Below are 19,233 nucleotides of genomic sequence, written 5' to 3' on the forward strand. Positions count from 1 at the left end.
AATACCGTTCGCAATCTGCGTGCCAGCCGTCATCCGATTTGAGAATGCCGCGCAATTCGTCGTCGAATCAGGGACTTGCGCTGGACAGCCCGTTTTCCACGTATGTGGCAAAATCGACGCACAACATTTGAAACGTTTCGTGAAACGCTTTTGAAACGCTGTCGAAACACCCGTGAAACGGTTTCGTGAAACGTTTCGCCAGCGCCGGACACGCAGTACGGAGACATCGTCATGCCCACCCGCCTTTCCGGTACGGTACCGCCGCGCCATGCCGCGCCCGCCCCGTCCGATCCACGCGAGCGCCGCCCGGGCGTCGCCCTTGTCAGCATCAGCCGCTTGCAGACCCTGTGCGAAACGGTCGCGCCGCGCTACACCGACCGTGCGCGCTTCTACTCGGTGCGAGAGGGCTATGGCGCGGCGGTCACGGCATTGCAGTCGTATGTGGAATCGGGCGCGGTCGATGTCGTGCTAGCCGCCGGTTCGAATGGCGCGTATCTGCGCGAAAACCTCTGCGTACCGGTTGTGACGGTGAAGGTCAATGGCTTCGACGTGCTCAGCGCGATCACGCGTGCAACGACCACCTGGCCGGATCAGCCGCTGGGGCTCGTGCTGCATGAGACGGTGTCGCGCGAACTCGACGATCTGGGACAGTTGCTCAAGATCCAGATCCGGCAGCGCGCATACCGTAGCGCGGACGAAGTGCAGGACGCCGTCGATTCGCTGGCCGCACTCGGCTGCAAGGTCATCATTGGCCCCGGCATGGCCTGCGACTTCGCGCAACAGGCGGGGCTCGAACACGTCTTCCTCTACTCGCTCGGTGCGGTGGACGAGGCGTTCGAGCGGTCGGTCGAGTTGGCGCGCGTGAGCCGCGAAAAAGAGTCGAAGCGCCTGCGTCTGAACACCATCGTGGCGCATATGCGCGATGGCGTCGCCGCGTTCGACGACAACGGACAACTGGAAGCGGTGAATCCAGCGATGTTCACGCTGCTGGGGGTGGACGCCGAGCGCGTGGCGACGCCGGGCGCACGTCAGTTCGAACTGACGCGCAAGCTCGGGCCGATGCTGCGGGAGTTGTCGGAGAGCGGCGTCGCGATAGAAGAGCGTCTCGAGCATATCGACGGGCGCGCGTTCATCACAAGCTGCGTGCCGATCTATGAGCACGGCCTGCGCGCCGGAGCGGTCGTGACGGTGCAGGACGCACAGATGGCCCAACGCATCGACCGCTCATTGCGGACGACGCAACGGCCCAGGCATCTTGTTGCGAAACACGAGCTTGCCGAATTGGTGGGGAATTCGCCGCGCATCGACAAAGTGCGGCGTCTCGCGCGTACGGGGGCGTCGCACGATGCGACGGTGCTGCTCACCGGCGAGAGCGGCACGGGTAAGGAACTGGTCGCGCAGGGCATTCACAACGCGAGTGCGCGACGCGGCAATCCGTTCGTCGCGTTCAACTGTGCCGCGTTGCCCGAGGGACTGATCGAGAGCGAGTTGTTCGGGCATGACGAGGGCGCGTTTACGGGCGCGCGGCGCGGCGGCAAGGCCGGGCTCTTCGAGATCGCGCACACCGGCACGATCTTCCTCGACGAGATTGGCGAGATGCCGGCCGCGATGCAAAACCGCTTGCTTCGCGTGTTGCAGGAACGCGAGGTGATGCGGCTCGGCTCGGGCCGCCCGGTGCCGGTGGACGTGCGCGTGATCGCGGCAACGCACCGCGATCTCAATACGCTGGTGGCGGAGGGGCGCTTCCGCGCGGATCTGTATTTCCGGCTGAACCTGCTTCAGGTGACGCTGCCCGCCTTACGCGAGCGTCGAGAGGATATTCGTCTGCTGGCACAGACGCTGTTGGCGAGAAACGCGGTGCAGTTCGGACTGAATGCACGCGCATCGGCGTTGATTCTCGACGTGCTCTCGCCGCTCTTCACGCACTACGACTGGCCGGGGAACGTGCGCGAGCTGGAGAACCTGCTCGCCCGCGCGGCGATCTATCTCGATAGCGACGTCACCCATCACGCGCAGACACTGCATGACGTGTTTCCCGAATTACAGCGGCTGAGCGAGCCGGAAAAGCCGGCGCGCAACGATGTCGCGGCTCACGCCCCGCAAACATCGGCTACGCCGATCATCCCGCTCACACGCGATGCAGCGCTTGCTGCCTTGCACACCGCTTGCGGCAATCGCGCGGCGGCGGCGCGTGCACTGGGCATCAGCCGCACGACGTTCTGGCGACTGATGAAGGACGGCGGTTGACGTCGACTCGGCCCCCGGCGTCTACGTACGCAGGCGCTCACGCCTCCCGCCATCGAAAACGGGGCAAGCCTCCTGATTTTCGACAATGACATTTTCAAATGCGCCCGAAGCCGACCGTTCCATTAGGGAATGGAGCAATAAGTCCCTCATAGGGAGCAAACTTTCAAAAGCACGCTCTCAGTTCTTCGATTTTTAATTCACACAAACCGAAAAACCGAAGGACGAATGTGACGAAACGATTCCACGGAGAAATTCTGCGGGAGTTTGGGGAAATGATCGGCGTCCCCGCTCTCGCGTTTGACGACGCCGGTACCTGCGGCTTTATCGTCGATCAGACACGCGAGCTGGTGATCCTGTGTACCCGCGATCAGTTGGTATTGACGCTGTCCGTACCGCTGCCCGACGCCCTCATGGAACTGCCCGCGAAGCAGGTGCTCTCGCTGTTTCCCAGAATGACCCTCGAGACGCTACGCGGCGAATCGCCGGTTGTCGTGTGGCACCCGCAGGCGTCGCACCCCATCGCCATCGCAACGCTTCCACAACACCTCGCGAGCGCTGCCCAACTGGCCGCGACGACAGTCGAGTTGCTCGACTGGTGCGACCAGTGGTGCAAGTCGATCGACCACGCCCAGATCGGGCTCGGCGACGACATCCGCCGCGTGCGGCAATCGCATGACCCGGCACGAGCGCCCGCGCTGTGCTGAGCCGCCCCGCCCGGTCACGGGTGTGATCTCGCGCGCATCATGGCTTCACGGCATACGTGGCGACGAACGTCGGCAAGAACCGGTCGATCACGAATCGCGGATTCGGTTGTTCGTCCTCAACGAAGCCTTTGAGGACGAAGCCCGCGTCGAGTTGTCCGCCGATCTGCTCGGTGAGGCTGTGGCCAAAGATCAGTGCGTCGCCGCTTGATTGCTTTGCGGCGAGTTCATCGGGCGTCAGGTCGCGCAGGTCGGAGTAGGGCACCTTGAAGCGCGGGCGGAGGATGCCCTGCGCCAGGTCTTGCGCATTGCGATCCGCCACGAACACCACCGGGTTGAAGAAGCTGCTGAGCAGCCGGCCGCCGGCGCACAGCACGCGAAAGCACTCCCGCCACACCGGGCCGATGTCCGGCACGTACTGGTTGGAAATCGGATGGAAGACGACGTCGAACGAGGCGTCTTCGAACCTGGAGAGATCGCGCATGTCGCCCCGCACGGTCGTCAGGGTCAGGCCGTCGCGACGCGCGACCATGTCGTCTTGCGCGAGCTGTTCGTCGGAAACATCGAGCACGGTAACGTGTGCGCCCGCGGCACTGAGCACCGGGGCTTGCTGTCCGCCTGCGGATGCGAGACACAAGATGCGCACGCCGCGCACGTCATCGGGCAACCAGCCGGCGGGCAGCGCGCACGGCGTCAGATGAACGCGCCAGTCGCCTTTTCGCGCGTCGGCAATGACTAGCGGATCGACAGGGCGCGACCACTCGCATTGTTGCGCCGCCTGGCGATTCCACGCGGCGCGGTTGTGTTCGAGAACATTGGGAAATTTCGTCGTTGATTCAGGCATGGTGTCTTCCTGTCGCAAAGTTGGGAACTGCCTGTGGGCGAGAAACGCATATCGATGCGCGAGCCTGCGCACGGTGTGGACGGTAAAAGCGCTGCCCGTGAGGACAGCGCTTTTTCGTGACGACGACACTACGGCAGACGTCTCGCTCAGATCACACCTTGTGCGAGCATCGCGTCGGCGACCTTCACAAAGCCGGCGACGTTCGCGCCATTCACATAGCTGACCGATCCGTCCGCGCGGCGGCCATGCTGTACGCAAACTTCGTGAATGCTGCGCATGATGTCGTGCAATCGTGCATCGACTTCCTCGCGCGGCCACGAAATGCGCATGGCGTTCTGGCTCATCTCCAGCCCCGACGTGGCGACGCCGCCCGCATTGCTGGCCTTGCCCGGTGCGTACAGAATGCCCTTGCTCTCGAAGCGCTTGGCGGCTTCGTTGGTCGAGGGCATGTTCGCACCTTCCGCCACGCAGATCACACCGTTCCCGATCAGCGTCTCGGCGTCGTCGGCATTCAGTTCGTTTTGCGTAGCGCACGGCAGTGCGACATCGACGGGGATGTGCCACGGGCGCTCGCCGGCCAGGAATTTGAGGCCGGTGCGTTTGGCGTAGTCGCTCACGCGTCCGTAGTGATGGTTCTTCACGTCCATCAATTCGGCGAGCTTTTCGGTGGTGAAGCCGTCTTCGTCGACCACGGTGCCGCTCGAATCCGAGACGGTGACGACCTTCGCGCCGAGCGCCATCGCTTTCTCGACGGCGTATTGAGCGACGTTGCCCGAGCCCGAGACGCTCACGCGCAAGCCGTCGAAGCTCCGGCCCGTCTGTTTGAGCATCTCCTCGGCGAAGTACACCGTGCCGTAGCCGGTAGCTTCCGGACGAATCAGCGAGCCGCCGAACGACAGCCCTTTGCCGGTAAACACGCAGTCGGCGCGGTTGGAGAGCTTCTTCATCATGCCGGCCATGAAGCCGACTTCGCGAGCGCCGACACCGATATCACCGGCGGGCACATCCGTATCGCTGCCGACATGGCGGAACAATTCGCTCACGAAGGCCTGACAGAAGCGCATGACTTCGCCGGGGCTCTTGCCCTTCGGATCGAAGTCGGCGCCACCCTTGCCACCGCCCATCGGCAAGGTGGTCAGCGCGTTCTTGAAGGTCTGCTCGAAGGCGAGGAATTTGAGGATGGAGAGATTGACCGACGGATGCAGGCGCAAGCCGCCCTTGTAGGGGCCGATGGCGGAGCTGTGCTGGATGCGATAGCCGCGGTTGACCTGAACGTCGCCATGGTCGTCGACCCACGACACGCGGAACATAACGGTACGTTCCGGCTCGACCAGTCGGTCAAGCAGTCCGTGCTCGGCATATTTGGGATGTTGCGATATGAACGGCCACAGGCTTTCCATCACCTCCGTGACAGCTTGCAGGAATTCCGGTTGGCCGGGGTTGCGCTCGGCGGTGGCGCGAAGAAAGTCGTCAAGTGATTGATATTTCATCTCGGGTGCCCATCAATGGTGCTTATTCTTGTGCGGAAAAAGCATTTTGCACCAATTGGGATCGCGAGATGATTGAAAAAGAAAAAAATTTGCGTGAAATTCGGCAGATTGTGCTGGCATAGCACGTACTGCCAATCACTCGCGCTGGCGCCAAAGGAATATCGCAATGTGGCGCTACCGTCGCTATGTCCGGTCGACGAGCACTTTCACTGCCAGCGCCGCAGCCGTGGCGCGAGTTTCCACGTTCAGCTTGCGGAACAGGTGTTCGAGGTGCTTGTTTACGGTCCGCGGCGCCATGCCGAGGATGTCGCCGATATCCCGATTCGTCTTGCCGCGCGATACCCACAGGAGGACTTCGGCCTCGCGCGCGGTCAGACTGAAGCGCGCCGCAAGGGCGTTGCAGTGCGCGGTGTCGTCGGCTTCGGTGAGCATGACGATCCACTCGCCGAGTTTTGGCGCCGGTGTGGCGGTCGCCGAGCGTCGTACGTTGCCCACCGTGAATTCGTGCATGGCGTCCGCAGGACCGCCTTGCGCCAGCCAGTCGACGAACCAACTGCGCAACGGCGCGGGCAAGCGCGTTTGCTCGGCGGTGTTTCCCGGCAGTTCACCGTCGTCTGCACTCTCCCCGCGCTCCCCGCCATATGCCACGATCTGCCGCGCGGCGTGCGGACTGCGCCAGCGAATGGTCCCGGCATCGTCCACAATCAGCGCGGCGCGTGCATCGAGCGATAGCGCCGCTTGTGCGTAGGACTGTGCGCGCGAGCGCAAGACGTGTGCTCCGATACGAGCACAAACCTCCTCCGGCCGAACGGGCTTCGTCACGTAATCGATCCCGCCCACGCGAAAGCCTCGCACCACGTGCTCGCTTTCGGTGAGTGCCGTCATGAAGATCACGGGGAGATGCTCGTGACGGGCGTCCTGCTTCATCCGGCTACATGTCTCGAACCCATCCATCTCGGGCATCAATGCGTCGAGCAGCACGACGTCGGGCGTGACACGCGCCAGGCACTTCAATGCCGCCTCGCCGCTCAACGCAACAAGCACTGCGTAACCATGCGCCTGCAACGTGTCGGAAAGGAACGCCAGATTGTCCGGCGTATCGTCGACGATCAGCACGACGGGGCGATCGCCCGCCCATGCCGGCGGGTCGTCGGCCTCGATGCGAACGTCATGCATCGGAATGGCGGGGCAGTCGGTCAAGTGCATTCTCAAGGTCTCGCAACTGAAAACGCTCGGCCAGTGCACGCAGCGTGTCGATCTGAGCGCAAAGCGCCGGGTAAGTGGCGCGCGCCGCTTCGAGCTGTTCCACCACGCCTTGCATATAGCCGACATCGAGATGGGCACGTATGCGCTGCAAAATCGGCGCGGGCAGGACAATACGGCTTTCGACAGGCGTCGGCGCGGGAATCTCGGCGGGCGCAGGCGTATCCGACGCAATCCATTCGAGCGTCAGGAGTTGCGCGAGCTTGTCGAGCAGCAGATTTACTTGCAGCGGCTTGGCCAGATATCCCGCACACCCGGTGGCGCTGGCGCGCTCGCGATCGTCGGCAAATGCGTTGGCGGACAGCAACACGATGGGGGCGCTCGAGAGCTGGTTCTCGCGAATCAGACGACTCGTTTCGTAGCCGTCCATCAATGGCATGGAGACGTCCATGATGATGGCGTCGGCCGTATGGGTGCCGAGCCAGCGCAATGCGTCGGGTCCGCTCGACGTCTGCGTCACGTCGAAACCGAGCGGCGAGAGCAGTTGTACGACGATGCCCCGCTGGTCCGCCAGATCGTCCACCACGAGAATGGCGCGACGCGGCCCCTCATAGCCGCGAATGGCCGCCAGTTCCGTGTAGACGTCCGGCGCACTGTGCACGGCGGGTGCGAAGAGCTTCACGACGAAGCGCGTGCCGCGCCCCACCTGACTGTCGACTTCGAGACTGCCGCCGAGCGCGTGCGTGAGCAACCGGCAGATCGTCAGCCCGAGCCCGGCGCCATGATCGTGTGCGTGTGCGGCGTCCCCCCGCTCGAAGGGGAGAAAGAGCCGCTCCATCTCTTGCGGCGCAATCCCCGGACCGGTGTCGGCCACTTCGAATTTCAGCGTGTCGAGCGCATGACTCACGCGCAACGTCACCGTGCCCGCCGACGTGAAACGAATCGCGTTGCCGATCAGATTGGTGAGAATCTGGCCGAGATACTTCTGGTCGCACTTCACCGTGGCGGGTATCCGGCCGATGGTCTGCACGTCGAAGGCCAATGCCTTCTCCATCGCCAGCGGACCCAGCATCGATGTGACGTGCGTCACAAAATCGGTGAGGGACACCTTCGCGATGTTCAGTTGCAGCTTGCCCGCTTCGATGCGCGCCACGTCCAGCAGGCCGTCGACCAGCGCCAACAAATGCTCGCCGCTGCGATGAATGGTGCGCACCGCGTTGTAGCGAGACGGCGTCAGTTCGTCTTTCGCTTGCAACAGCAACTGCGCGTAGCCGAGGATGCTGTTCAGCGGGGTACGCAGCTCATGACTGAGCCCCGAGACATAGCGGCTCTTGGCCTGATTCGCCGATTCGGCCGCTGCGGTGGCGCGCTTGAGCGCTTCGTCGGTTTTCTGGTGCGCGTCGATTTCGGCCATCAACAGCTCGTTCTGCCGCTGCGATTCCTCCTGAGTGACGTGTCGGCTTTCGCGCTCCAGCACGAACCACCACGCGGCAATGCAGCCCACGAGCGACAGCGCGAAGAAGATCTTCAGGAAGCTGCTCGCAATGGTGCGTCCGGTCTGTGCGTCGAGCGCGCCGAGCGACATCACGCTCTGCGACCAGATCAGATACAGCACGCCGGCCAGCACACTGAGCATCGCCAGTACGAGACTCGCATACCGGATGAGACGCAGCGCGGAAGGACCGAGCCGCACCCTCGGAAACACGCGGTGCAACGCGTGATCGGCTTGCGCGGAGAAGCGCGCATGCGGTTTGCAGCGATCATGACAGCGCGAGTCGAGCGAGCAGCACAGCGAGCAGATCGTGCCGCCGTACGCGGGGCAATGCGCGGTGTCTTCCGGCTCGAATTCGTGTTCGCAGATCGCGCAGCGAAGTGAGAGGGCGTCGCCCGTCGCCTGTGGCTCGCGCGCGAGGTAATACTTGCCGCGCGTGGCCACGGCGATGAGTGGCGCACAGACGAACGCCACGCCGAACGCAATGAACAGCGACATCGCCTCGCCCAGCTCGCCGAACAGGCCACCTCGTGCCAGCAACGCGACCGCCGCGGCAATCAGCATCGATCCCAACCCCACCGGGTTCACGTCGTAGAGATGCGCGCGTTTGAACTCGATATGACGCGGACTGAATCCGAACGGCTTGTTGATGACCAGATCCGCACACAACGCGCCCACCCACGCGACGGCCACGTTGGCATACAGCGACAGCACCTTGCCGATCACGTCGAATACGCCGATCTCGACGAGCAGCAACGCGATCATCACGTTGAACACGAGCCACACAACGCGTCCCGGATGACTGTGCGTCAGACGTGCAAAGAAGTTCGACCACGCGAGCGAGCCCGCATAGGCGTTCGTCACGTTGATCTTCAACTGGGAGACGATGACGAACAGCGTCATGGCAGGCAGCGCCCACCCCGCCAGTCCAACGGGGTCGAGCAGTATGTGATACGCCGCGAGATACATTTGCGTGGGCTGCGCGGCGTGTGCGATATCCACTTCGTGCTGAACTGCAACGAACGCCAGGAACGCGCCGCCGAGCATCTTGAGTGCGCCGGGCACAATCCACCCCGGTCCCGCCGAGAGCAGCGCGAGCCACCAGCGCTTGCGATTCTTCTGCGTGAGCGGCGGCAGGAAGCGCAGATAGTCCACCTGTTCGCCGACCTGCACGATCAGGGCAAATACCACGGTCGACGCCTGCCCGAACGCAATGAGACTGAACGCCCGCCCCTGCGGCGCGAAGCCCGCGAAGGTGGTCCAGTCGGCCACCAGACCGGGCTGGTGCCACAGCACCGCCGCATACGGCAGCACGAGCAGCAGCAGCCACAGCGGCTGGGTCCAGCTCTGCAGGCGGTTGATAAGCGTGATGCCGAACATCACGAGCGGAATCACCACCAGTGAACTGATGACGTACGCAATCGCCAGCGAGATGTGAAAGGACAGTTGTAGCGCCAGCGCCATGATGGCCGCCTCCAGCGCGAAAAATAAAAACGTGAAGATGGCGTAGAGAAGGGAGGTGACCGTCGAGCCGATATAGCCGAATCCTGCACCACGCGTGAGCAGATCCATATCCACGCCGTAGCGCGCGGCGTAGTAGCTGATCGGCAGGCTCGTGAGATAGATCAGCACCGACACGACAGCGATGGCCCAGACCGCGTTCGTGAATCCGTAGTTGATGACGAGGCTGCCACCGATCGCCTCCAGCACCAGAAACGACACGCCGCCAAGCGCCGTGTTGGCCACACGCAGCTCCGACCAGCGGCGAAACGAGCGCGGCGTGAAGCGCAATGCGTAGTCTTCGAGCGTCTCGTCCCGCACCCAGGCGTTGTAGTCGCGGCGCACCTTGACGATGCGCTGCGTGCCGGGCGCGCGTACTGAATTCTGGTGCATCTTGGCCATGACAACGATCCGGATTGGTGCAAAAACAGCGCAGGCTATGTCTCAAGCAAATTACATTCCAAGCGGATAACCGGGAAATACGTCGTTCGACGTATTTCGATCGCCAAATTGGCTCCCTACATTGCGTTCAACCCCTTGAAACCAGCCCGTCGCGTTTTCGCACAGGGCCCAAGACCAGGAGAACGTGATGTCTGCAAACGATCGATTCGAGGATGACGAGCGCACGGCTTCGCCGTTGCGCAGGCGGTTGCTTGGCGGCCTGGCCGCCGCCCCGCTCATGGCGCTGGGCCTGCCGCGTGCGTCGTACGCGCAGGTGCCGCCGACAGCCAAGGTGAACACCACGGGTCTGGCCGTGACGGATACGACCGTGACCGTCGGCCAATTGCACTCGGCCACCGGCACGATGGCCATCTCGGAAACCGGCTCGATTCAGGCCGAGCGGCTTGCCATCGAACAGATCAACGCCATGGGCGGTGTGCTCGGTCGCAAGATCAACATCATTCAGGAAGACGGTGCGTCCGACTGGCCGACCTACGCCGAGAAGTCGAAGAAACTACTCGAGAACGACCATGTCGCCGCCGTGTTCGGCTGCTGGACGTCCGCTTCGCGCAAGGCGGTGCTGCCGGTTTTCGAGAAGGACAACGGGCTGCTGTACTACCCAACGTTCTATGAAGGTCTGGAGCAGTCGAAGAACGTCTTCTACACCGGGCAGGAAGCCACGCAACAGATCCTCTGGGCGCTCGACTGGGCGTCGAATACGAAGAAGGCGAAGACGTTCTTCCTGATCGGCTCCGACTATATCTGGCCGCGCACGTCGAACAAGATCGCGCGCCGTCACATCGAGCAGCATCTGCACGCGAAGGTGGTGGGCGAGGAGTATTACCCCCTCGGCACAACCGAATTCAATTCGCTGATGAACAAGATCAAGCTCGCGCGCCCCGACTGCATTTTCGCGACGGTGGTGGGCGGCTCGAACGTGGCGTTCTACAAGCAGCTCAAGGCGGCTGGCATCACGCCGCAAAAGCAGTTCCTGCTGACGTTGTCCGTCACCGAAGACGAAGTGCTGGGCATTGGGGGCGAAAACTTCGCCGGCTTCTACTCGTCGATGAAGTACTTCCAGTCGCTCGATAACGACAACAACAAAAAGTTCGTCGCCGCGTTCAAGGCGCGCTACGGCGCGAAGTCGGTGATCGGCGACGTGACGCAGGCGGCCTACCTCGGGCCGTGGATCTGGAAGGCGGCTTGCGAGCGTGCGGGCAGCTTCGACGTGAACAAGGTGGTCGCCGCCTCGGCGAACATCGAGCTGCCGAACGCCCCGCAGGGCTACGCGAAGGTCGATCCGAACCATCACCTGTGGAGCCGTTCGCTGATCGGGCAAGGGCAGGCGGACGGGCAGTTCAAGGTGGTGGCGCAATCGCCGGAACCGATCCATCCGGATCCGTTCCCGAAGGGCTACATGTAATCCGTCAACCCGCAGCAGCGCGATGGCCGTGCGGCCATCGCGCGAGGAGCGTTCAATGTCCGCCAACGACATTTTCAACATCACGCTGATGCAGGGCTTCGCGGGACTGAGCCTGTTCAGTGTTCTGCTCCTGATGGGGCTCGGGCTTGCCGTGATCTTCGGCCAGATGGGTGTCATCAATATGGCGCACGGCGAGTTCATGACGATCGGCGCCTACACCGTCTACATGTTCTCGTGGATCACGCAGAACGTCTGGCCAGTCTTCACGCCGGTTTATTTCTTCTTCGCGATCGTTGCGGCCTTCGTGCTCGCATTCGGTGCAGGCTGGCTCGCGGAATGGGCATTGATCCGGCATCTGTACCGCCGCCCGCTGGACACCTTGCTCGCCACCTGGGGGCTGAGTCTGGGCATGCAGCAGGTGTTTCGCTCGACGTTCGGTCCGAAGGAAGTCAGCCCCGCGCTGCCCGACTGGCTCATGGGATCGTGGGAGCCGTCGCCGGGTCTCGACATTCCGGTGAGCGGCATGTTCGTGATGGGCCTGGCGCTCGTCATGACGGGGGGCCTGTTGCTCGCGTTGTACCGCTCGCGCTGGGGACTGCGCGTGCGCGCCACGGTCGCCAACCGTCCCATGGCGAACGCGGCCGGGATCAACACGCGTCGCACCGACCGCATGACCTTCGCCATCGGCTGCGGCATTGCGGGCGTGGCCGGCGCCGCATTCACGGCCATCGGCTCGACCGGGCCGACGAGCGGGTCGCTCTATATCGTCGATTCGTTCCTCGTCGTGACGTTCGGCGGGGCGGCGAGTCTGCTCGGCACGGTGGCGTCCGCGTTCGGCATTGCGCAGATGCAGTCGATCAGCGAGTTCTTCCTTTCCGGCTCCATTGCGCGCGTGCTGACGTTGCTGATCGTCGTGATGATTCTGATGGTGCGCCCGCAAGGGTTGTTCGCCTCGAAAGTGCGACGCGTGTAAGTCTCGCGACCGGGCACACGACAGGCCCGGTCGCTCACCGATTCTCTGTATGGAGAGATGTACATGAAACCCATCCAACCTGCGGCGGGCGATGTCTCCCTCGGGTCCGAACCCGATGCCAACGCCGCGCCCGGTGGCTGGCGCGCGCTCGCGGCCCGGTTCGACGCGTCGGGATATGCGGGCATCGTGATCCTCGCGCTGCTCATCGTGGTTGTGTTCCCGCTCGCGCTCGACACCTTCCGCCTGAATCTCATGGGCAAGTACCTGACTTACGCGTTCGTGGCCGTGGGTCTCGTGATCGCCTGGGGCTACGGCGGCGTGCTCAGTCTCGGGCAGGGCGTTTTCTTCGGGCTGGGCGGCTACGCGATGGCGATGTTCCTCAAGCTCGAAGCCTCCAGCGCGGCGGCCACGAGCACCCAGACCACGCCCGGCATTCCGGACTTCATGGACTGGAACCAGCTCACCGCGTTGCCCGACTGGTGGCGGCCGTTCCACTCGCTGCCGTTCGCGATTCTCGCGGTACTGGCCGTGCCCACGGCGCTCGCTTTCGTGGTCGGTTACGCAATGTTCAAGCGACGGGTGGGCGGCGTGTACTTCGCGATCATCACGCAAGCGGTCGCCCTCATTCTGTCGGTGCTCATCATCGGCCAGCAGGGCTATACCGGCGGTGTGAACGGCATTACCGACCTGCGCACCCTGCTCGGCTGGGACATTCGCACCGATCACGCGAAGCTGGTCCTGTACTTCGTCAACGCGGCGCTCCTGATCGTGGCGCTGCTCGTATGCCGCTGGGTGCAGCGCGGCAAGCTCGGCACGCTGCTGCTCGCCATGCGCGACAAGGAAGATCGCGTGCGCTTTTCCGGCTACGACGTGTCGATGTTCAAGGTGTTCTCGTTCTGCTTTGCAGCGCTGCTCGCCGCGATTGGCGGCGCGATGTTCACGTTGCAGGTCGGCTTCATGTCGCCGTCGTTCGTCGGCATCGTGCCGTCCATCGAGATGGTGATCTACGCCGCGGTGGGCGGGCGCATGTCGCTCGTGGGCGCGGCATACGGCGCGATTCTCGTGAACCTCGGCAAAAGCTGGTTTTCCGAGAGCTTTCCGAACCTGTGGCTCTACCTGATGGCGGCGATGTTCATCGGTGTGGTGATGGCGTTCCCGAACGGCCTGGCCGGACTGTACGAAGCGCACTTGCGCCCGCGCATGCGCCGCATGCTCGGCGTGACGAACAAGGAGGCGTGAGGCATGAGCAACACCGACTTTCTACTGGCCATCGAAGACCTGACCGTCTCGTTCGACGGGTTCAAGGCCATCGATTCGCTGAATCTGTATCTGGAGCGCGGCGAGCTGCGCGTGGTCATCGGGCCGAACGGGGCGGGCAAAACCACGCTGCTCGATCTCATCTGCGGCAAGACGAAGGAAACCGCGGGCAGCATCAAGTTCCGCAATGAAGAGATCACCCGGCTGGCCGAGTTCCGGCGCGTTCACAAGGGTATCGGCCGCAAGTTTCAAACGCCGTCGATCTACGAAAACCTGAGCGTCGCGCAAAACCTTGAGGTGTCGTTTCCTCGCGGGCGCGGCGTGTTCGGTGCGCTCTTCTACCGTCCCGACGCCGAAGTGGCGGATCGTGTGCGTGCGGTCGCCGACGAAATTGGACTGGCGGCGTTGCTGGACCTCGAGGCGGGTCTGCTCTCGCACGGGCAGAAACAATGGCTGGAAATTGGTATGCTGCTTATGCAGGATCCCGAACTTCTGATGCTGGACGAGCCGATTGCCGGCATGAGCGTGCGCGAGCGCGAACTCACGGCCGAGCTGCTTGATCGAATCTGCCGAAACCGCTCCATGATCGTCATCGAGCACGACATGGCGTTCGTCGAGCGAATCGCGCACAAGGTCACTGTCATGCATCAGGGCAAGATTCTGGCGGAAGGCCCGATGGCTCGGGTGCAGTCCGACCCGCGCGTGATCGATGTCTATCTCGGCCACTGAACGGAGGGACACATCATGCTGGAAGTCGACGATCTTGTCGTTAGCTACGGTCAGAGCGAGGTGCTGCACGGCATCGGGTTTTCCGTCGCGAGCGGCGAAAGCGTTGCGGTAATGGGCCGCAACGGCATGGGCAAGACCACACTGTTCAAATCGCTGATCGGCATGCTGCCTGCCAATCGCGGCACGGTGCACGTGGACGGCACCGACGTGTCGAAAGACGAAAGTTATCGGCGCGTGGCCAAAGGCATCGGATACGTGCCGCAGGGGCGGCAGATCTTCGCGTCGCTCACCGTCGAAGAAAATATTCAGACGGGCCTCGAAAACGCGGGACGCCAGTCCGTCCCCGACGATCTCTACGCCCTGTTCCCCGTACTGTTCGACATGCGCCGCCGCAAGGGCGGCAATCTCTCGGGCGGACAGCAACAACAACTCGCCATTGCGCGCGCGCTCGCCACCGATCCGAAGGTGTTGCTGCTCGACGAACCGACCGAGGGCATTCAGCCGTCCGTCATCAAAGACATCGCAAAGGCGCTGAACCAGATTCGCGCGACTCGCAACATTGCCATCGTCGTCTCGGAACAAGTGCTGAGCTTCGCGTTGGACGTTGCGGATCGATTGTTCGTGATCGAGGGCGGACGCTTCGTGCATCAGAGCACGCGCGACGCTGGCGACACCGACCGTATCCGCGAATACCTCTCTGTGTAAACCCGGCGCCACGAGGCGTCTATTTGATCGCCGGTGATCCGAACCGGCACTTGAAACCAGGAGCGAGCGCAATGGCTGACACTCTCATCAAGGTCGACCTGAACCAATCCGCGTACGAGAACGAGCAGGTGCACAACCGTTGGCACCCGGACATCCCCATGGCCTGCTGGGTGAACCCCGGCGAGGACTTCATTCTTGAAACCTACGACTGGACCGGCGGCTTCATCAAGAACAACGACAGCGCCGACGACGTGCGCGATATCGATCTGTCCATCGTGCACTTTCTCTCGGGGCCGGTGGGTGTGCGCGGCGCCGAACCGGGCGATCTGCTGGTCGTCGATCTGCTCGATATCGGTGCGAAGGCGGATAACCAGTGGGGCTTCAACGGCTTCTTCTCGAAGAATAACGGCGGTGGCTTCCTCACGGACCACTTCCCGCACGCACAGAAATCGATCTGGGATTTCCACGGGCTCTACACGAGTTCTCGGCACATTCCCGGCGTCAATTTTGCCGGGCTGATCCACCCGGGTCTGATCGGCTGTCTGCCCGATCCGAAGCTGCTCGCGACGTGGAACGAGCGTGAAGTCGGCCTGATCGCGAAGGAGCCGGATCGCGTGCCGCCGCTGGCCAATCCGCCGTTCGCAGCGACGGCGCATATGGGCAAGCTCGGCGGCGACGCCCGCGATAAAGCTGCGGCGCAAGGCGCGCGCACGGTGCCGCCGCGCGAGCATGGCGGCAACTGCGACATCAAGGATCTGTCGCGCGGCTCGAAGGTGTTCTTCCCGGTGTATGTCGACGGAGCCGGTCTGTCGGTCGGCGATCTGCACTTCAGTCAGGGCGACGGCGAAATCACGTTCTGCGGCGCGATTGAAATGGCCGGCTGGGTGCACATGCGCGTGAACATCATCAAGGGCGGTGTGGAGAAGTACGGCATTCGCAATCCGGTATTCCAGCCGAGTCCGATGACGCCGGCATACAACGACTACCTGATCTTCGAAGGGATCTCGGTGGATGAACAGGGCGGACAGCATTATCTGGACGTGACGGTGGCTTACCGTCAGGCGTGCCTGAATGCCATCGAGTACCTGAAGAAGTTCGGATATTCGGGCGCGCAGGCTTACTCATTGCTGGGATGCGCGCCGGTGCAAGGGCATATCAGTGGCGTGGTGGACATTCCGAATGCCTGCGCGACGTTGTGGCTGCCGACGCAGATCTTCGACTTCGACATCCGACCGAACGCCGACGGGCCGATCCGTCATGTGAAGGGCGGGGTGGACATGCCGTGTTCGCCCGATCTCGTGAAAGTCTGACGCGTCGACCGATACGGAGGCACACATGCCGATTTACGACTTTGAATGTGCGAGCTGCGGGCCGTTCGCCGTCATGCGGCGCATTGCCGATCGCGACGATCCCTGTCACTGCCCGGATTGCGGCAGCGAAGGGGCTCGCGTGATGACAGCGCCCTCGCTCGCGTTGATGGGGAATGCGAGCCGCACGGCGCACGTAACGAACGAGCGGGCCGCGCACGCGCCGCGTCACTCCGGCGACGGACCTTCGCAGCGTCACCGGCCTGGGTGCAGTTGTTGCTCGGGCGGGAAAGTGTCGTTGGCGGAGGCGAGCAAGGAGACGTCAGGGGGGCTCAAGCGGCCGGCCGGGCGTCCCTGGATGATCAGTCACTGAACCTGCCGCCCCTGAACCATTAACCCATTGTTCACTGCGGCCCGGTGACCCCGGGCCGAACCGTGCACTTGTGTGCTTTTTTTGCGTTTTGACGGAGAAACGATTCATGCGACATGGGGATATTTCGAGCAGCCGCGACTGTGTAGGCGTCGCGGTCGTCAACTACAAGATGCCGCGCCTGCATACGAAGGCCGAGGTACTGGAGAACACGCGAAAGATCGCCGATATGGTGGTCGGAATGAAGCAGGGCCTGCCCGGGATGGATCTCGTGATTTTCCCCGAGTACTCCACCCACGGCATCATGTACGACCGGCAGGAGATGTTCGATACGGCATCGACGGTGCCCGGTGAAGAGACCGACATCTTCGCGGCGGCGTGCCGCAAGGCGAACGTGTGGGGCGTGTTTTCGCTCACGGGGGAGCGGCACGAGGCGCATCCGCACAAGGTGCCGTATAACACGCTGGTGCTCATCAACAACCATGGCGAGATCGTGCAGAAGTACCGCAAGATCATGCCGTGGACGCCCATCGAAGGCTGGTATCCCGGCGACCGCACTTACGTCACGGAAGGGCCGAAGGGGCTGAAGATCAGCCTGATCATTTGCGACGACGGCAACTATCCGGAGATCTGGCGAGACTGCACGATGAACGGCGCCGAGCTGGTCGTTCGTTGCCAAGGGTACATGTACCCTGCGAAGGATCAACAGGTGCTCGTGGCGAAAGCGATGGCGTGGATGAACAACACCTACGTCGCCGTGGCGAACGCGACCGGATGGGATGGCGTGTATTCGTACTTCGGCCACTCGGCGATTGTGGGCTTTGACGGCCGGACGTTGGGCGAGTGCGGCGAAGAAGAAATGGGTGTGCAGTACGCGGAGCTGTCCGTCAGTGCGATTCGAGATGCCCGCAAGAACATGCAGTCGCAGAACCATCTCTACAAACTGCTGCATCGCGGTTACACCGGCACGATCAATTCCGGCGAAAGTGCGAATGGCGTTGCAGAATGCCCGTTCGGGTTTTATCGCGATTGGGTGCGGGATCCGGAAGGGACGCAACGCAAAGTCGAGGCAATCACGCGAACGACACCGGGGACGGCAGAGTGTCCGATCGAGGGGATTCCTCACGGAAACGAATAAGCCGCAGGCGGCGAGAGCGCAAGAGGCCGAGGCTCCGGGCATCCTCTTGCTCTCCGAATAAACGCCGGTCGTCCGGCGGGCGTTTTCGCGGGCGCCTTCGCAGACGCTTTCTTTACGCGCTCAAATTCGTCAATATGTTGAGCATCGCGCCCATTACCGGCTCGATGCATAACGAACTACAACATTGACATAGGAGCGAACCGATGACGTTTTCGAGGACCCCTCGCCAAGTTCTGATCCACACGATGGCGACTACCGCGCTCGCCCTGAGCGCCGGCGCTTACGCCGTCTCCGCCATGGCCGATCAAGCCAAGCCGCGCATTCTGGTACTTGCCACCGGCGGCACCATCGCCAGCACCGGCGACGCCCGCTCGGCAATCGGTTACAACGCCGGGGGCGTCACGGGCGAGCAACTGACCGCCAGCGTGCCGGGCCTGGACAAGCTCGCGACGATCAAGGCCGAACAGATCTCGAACATCGGCTCGCAGGACATGAACAGCAAGGTCTGGTACCAGTTGGCATCCCGAATCAAACAGGCATTCGATCGCAATGAAGCCGACGGCATCGTGATCACGCATGGCACCGACACCATGGAGGAAACCGCCTTTTTCCTCGACAACGTACTCGACACGAACCGGCCGGTCGTGTTGGTCGGCTCAATGCGGCCGAGTACGGCCGTGAGTGCGGATGGTCCCGGCAATCTTTATGAAGCCGTCGAAGTGGCGGCAAACCCGCAGTCACGCAACCGCGGTGTGCTCGTGGTCATGAACGATACGATTCACGGCCCGCGCTGGGTGACGAAGACGCATACGACGTCGGTGCAAACCTTCCAGAACCCGAATGCGGCACCCGTCGGGTATGTGGATCCGGCATCGGTTCGCTATCTCTCGGCGGCGTCTGCCGGGCGCAAGGCTGCGCTTAACGTGCCGAGCGGCGGCTTGCCCCGCGTCGACATCGTCTATGCGCACGCCGATATGGATGCGGTTCAGATCGACGACGCGGTGCGTGGTAACGCGAAGGGCATCGTGCTGGCGGGGGTCGGTGACGGTAACGCGTCCAAAGCCGCGCTCGATGCGCTGGAAGCCGCAGCGAAAAAGGGCGTTGTCGTGGTGCGCGCCTCCCGCGTGGGCGGCGGCTTTGTCAATCGCAACGTCGAAGTCTCGGACGACAAGACAGGGTTCGTCGTCTCGTATGACTTGAATCCGCAGAAGGCAAGAGTGCTGACGCAGCTGCTTATCGGCAATGGCGTGAGTGCTGCGGATAAGGTCCAGAAGGCGTTTGACGCGACTTACTGATGGGATGACGCCTGCGGGCGTGCCATGCGCTCGCAGGCTAGTGAGAGCCTGTTCCGGCTTTCCCAACCCGATCACGTGTCCTGACGTCACCCCCCCCGTGGCGTCAATTTTTGGCAAA

General features: G+C 62.7%; 15 protein-coding genes. 11 read left to right on the forward strand and 4 right to left on the reverse strand.

Annotated elements, in window-relative coordinates:
- Positions 1–231: 231 nt before the first annotated feature.
- Complete coding sequence (gene prpR / locus ACIPHM_RS17710; RefSeq protein ID WP_400330755.1) at positions 232–2,247, forward strand: propionate catabolism operon regulatory protein PrpR; 2,016 nt, start codon at positions 232–234, stop codon at positions 2,245–2,247.
- Between the two features lie 227 nt (positions 2,248–2,474).
- Entirely contained in the window at positions 2,475–2,951 is a 477-nt protein-coding gene (locus tag ACIPHM_RS17715; protein ID WP_400330758.1) for a CesT family type III secretion system chaperone, read from the forward strand.
- A 37-nt stretch (positions 2,952–2,988) separates the two neighbouring features.
- Here ACIPHM_RS17715 and ACIPHM_RS17720 read toward each other — a convergent pair whose 3' ends face one another.
- From ACIPHM_RS17720 to ACIPHM_RS17735, 4 genes are all read right to left on the reverse strand, one after another.
- Entirely contained in the window at positions 2,989–3,792 is an 804-nt protein-coding gene (locus tag ACIPHM_RS17720) for a class I SAM-dependent methyltransferase (RefSeq protein ID WP_400330761.1), read from the reverse strand.
- A 146-nt stretch (positions 3,793–3,938) separates the two neighbouring features.
- Positions 3,939–5,282 (reverse strand): NADP-specific glutamate dehydrogenase, encoded by a 1,344-nt coding sequence (gene gdhA / locus ACIPHM_RS17725; RefSeq protein WP_400330764.1) that lies wholly within the window; start codon positions 5,280–5,282, stop codon positions 3,939–3,941.
- 183 nt (positions 5,283–5,465) lie between these two features.
- Positions 5,466–6,458 carry a response regulator gene (locus tag ACIPHM_RS17730; protein ID WP_400330897.1) on the reverse strand — a complete coding sequence of 331 codons (993 nt, stop codon included), beginning with the start codon at positions 6,456–6,458 and terminating at the stop codon, positions 5,466–5,468.
- Entirely contained in the window at positions 6,451–9,879 is a 3,429-nt protein-coding gene (locus ACIPHM_RS17735) for an ATP-binding protein (protein ID WP_400330767.1), read from the reverse strand. Before ACIPHM_RS17735 ends, ACIPHM_RS17730 begins: the two co-directional genes overlap by 8 nt.
- A gap of 187 nt (positions 9,880–10,066) precedes the next feature.
- On the opposite strand from ACIPHM_RS17735, the gene urtA reads away from it, so the two are divergent.
- From urtA to ACIPHM_RS17780, 9 genes are all read left to right on the forward strand, one after another.
- Complete coding sequence (gene urtA, locus ACIPHM_RS17740) at positions 10,067–11,341, forward strand: urea ABC transporter substrate-binding protein (protein WP_400330770.1); 1,275 nt, start codon at positions 10,067–10,069, stop codon at positions 11,339–11,341.
- Between the two features lie 55 nt (positions 11,342–11,396).
- A complete protein-coding gene (gene urtB, locus ACIPHM_RS17745) occupies positions 11,397–12,314 on the forward strand; it encodes an urea ABC transporter permease subunit UrtB (RefSeq protein WP_400330773.1) in 918 nt (305 codons plus the stop codon).
- Positions 12,315–12,377: 63 nt separating this feature from the next.
- The gene (urtC, locus tag ACIPHM_RS17750; protein ID WP_400330776.1) at positions 12,378–13,553 is read left to right on the forward strand and encodes an urea ABC transporter permease subunit UrtC; all 1,176 of its coding nucleotides are present in this window, start codon (positions 12,378–12,380) and stop codon (positions 13,551–13,553) included.
- 3 nt (positions 13,554–13,556) lie between these two features.
- Complete coding sequence (urtD, locus tag ACIPHM_RS17755) at positions 13,557–14,300, forward strand: urea ABC transporter ATP-binding protein UrtD (RefSeq protein WP_400330779.1); 744 nt, start codon at positions 13,557–13,559, stop codon at positions 14,298–14,300.
- Between the two features lie 15 nt (positions 14,301–14,315).
- Positions 14,316–15,005: an urea ABC transporter ATP-binding subunit UrtE gene (urtE, locus tag ACIPHM_RS17760; protein ID WP_400330781.1), complete on the forward strand. Its 690-nt coding sequence runs from the start codon at positions 14,316–14,318 to the stop codon at positions 15,003–15,005.
- 71 nt (positions 15,006–15,076) lie between these two features.
- A complete protein-coding gene (fmdA, locus tag ACIPHM_RS17765) occupies positions 15,077–16,315 on the forward strand; it encodes a formamidase (protein WP_400330784.1) in 1,239 nt (412 codons plus the stop codon).
- Between the two features lie 25 nt (positions 16,316–16,340).
- Positions 16,341–16,685, forward strand: a complete 345-nt coding sequence (locus ACIPHM_RS17770) for an FmdB family zinc ribbon protein (RefSeq protein WP_400330787.1) — start codon at positions 16,341–16,343, stop codon at positions 16,683–16,685.
- A gap of 106 nt (positions 16,686–16,791) precedes the next feature.
- Entirely contained in the window at positions 16,792–17,820 is a 1,029-nt protein-coding gene (locus tag ACIPHM_RS17775) for an aliphatic amidase (RefSeq protein WP_400330790.1), read from the forward strand.
- A 245-nt stretch (positions 17,821–18,065) separates the two neighbouring features.
- Complete coding sequence (locus ACIPHM_RS17780) at positions 18,066–19,115, forward strand: asparaginase (protein ID WP_400330793.1); 1,050 nt, start codon at positions 18,066–18,068, stop codon at positions 19,113–19,115.
- Positions 19,116–19,233: the final 118 nt, after the last annotated feature.

The organism is Pandoraea sp. NPDC087047, from assembly GCF_044745225.1.
Lineage (GTDB): Bacteria > Pseudomonadota > Gammaproteobacteria > Burkholderiales > Burkholderiaceae > Pandoraea.

Bases quoted from the DNA above. Each gene is read 5' to 3' on its own strand.
- prpR (WP_400330755.1), top strand. From the start codon at position 232: ATGCCCACCCGCCTTTCCGGTACGGTACCGCCGCGCCATGCCGCGCCC.
- ACIPHM_RS17720 (WP_400330761.1), bottom strand. From the start codon at position 3,792: ATGCCTGAATCAACGACGAAATTTCCCAATGTTCTCGAACACAACCGC.
- gdhA (WP_400330764.1), bottom strand. From the start codon at position 5,282: ATGAAATATCAATCACTTGACGACTTTCTTCGCGCCACCGCCGAGCGC.
- ACIPHM_RS17730 (WP_400330897.1), bottom strand. From the start codon at position 6,458: ATGCATGACGTTCGCATCGAGGCCGACGACCCGCCGGCATGGGCGGGC.
- ACIPHM_RS17735 (WP_400330767.1), bottom strand. From the start codon at position 9,879: ATGGCCAAGATGCACCAGAATTCAGTACGCGCGCCCGGCACGCAGCGC.
- urtA (WP_400330770.1), top strand. From the start codon at position 10,067: ATGTCTGCAAACGATCGATTCGAGGATGACGAGCGCACGGCTTCGCCG.
- urtB (WP_400330773.1), top strand. From the start codon at position 11,397: ATGTCCGCCAACGACATTTTCAACATCACGCTGATGCAGGGCTTCGCG.
- urtC (WP_400330776.1), top strand. From the start codon at position 12,378: ATGAAACCCATCCAACCTGCGGCGGGCGATGTCTCCCTCGGGTCCGAA.
- urtD (WP_400330779.1), top strand. From the start codon at position 13,557: ATGAGCAACACCGACTTTCTACTGGCCATCGAAGACCTGACCGTCTCG.
- urtE (WP_400330781.1), top strand. From the start codon at position 14,316: ATGCTGGAAGTCGACGATCTTGTCGTTAGCTACGGTCAGAGCGAGGTG.
- fmdA (WP_400330784.1), top strand. From the start codon at position 15,077: ATGGCTGACACTCTCATCAAGGTCGACCTGAACCAATCCGCGTACGAG.
- ACIPHM_RS17770 (WP_400330787.1), top strand. From the start codon at position 16,341: ATGCCGATTTACGACTTTGAATGTGCGAGCTGCGGGCCGTTCGCCGTC.
- ACIPHM_RS17775 (WP_400330790.1), top strand. From the start codon at position 16,792: ATGCGACATGGGGATATTTCGAGCAGCCGCGACTGTGTAGGCGTCGCG.
- ACIPHM_RS17780 (WP_400330793.1), top strand. From the start codon at position 18,066: ATGGCGACTACCGCGCTCGCCCTGAGCGCCGGCGCTTACGCCGTCTCC.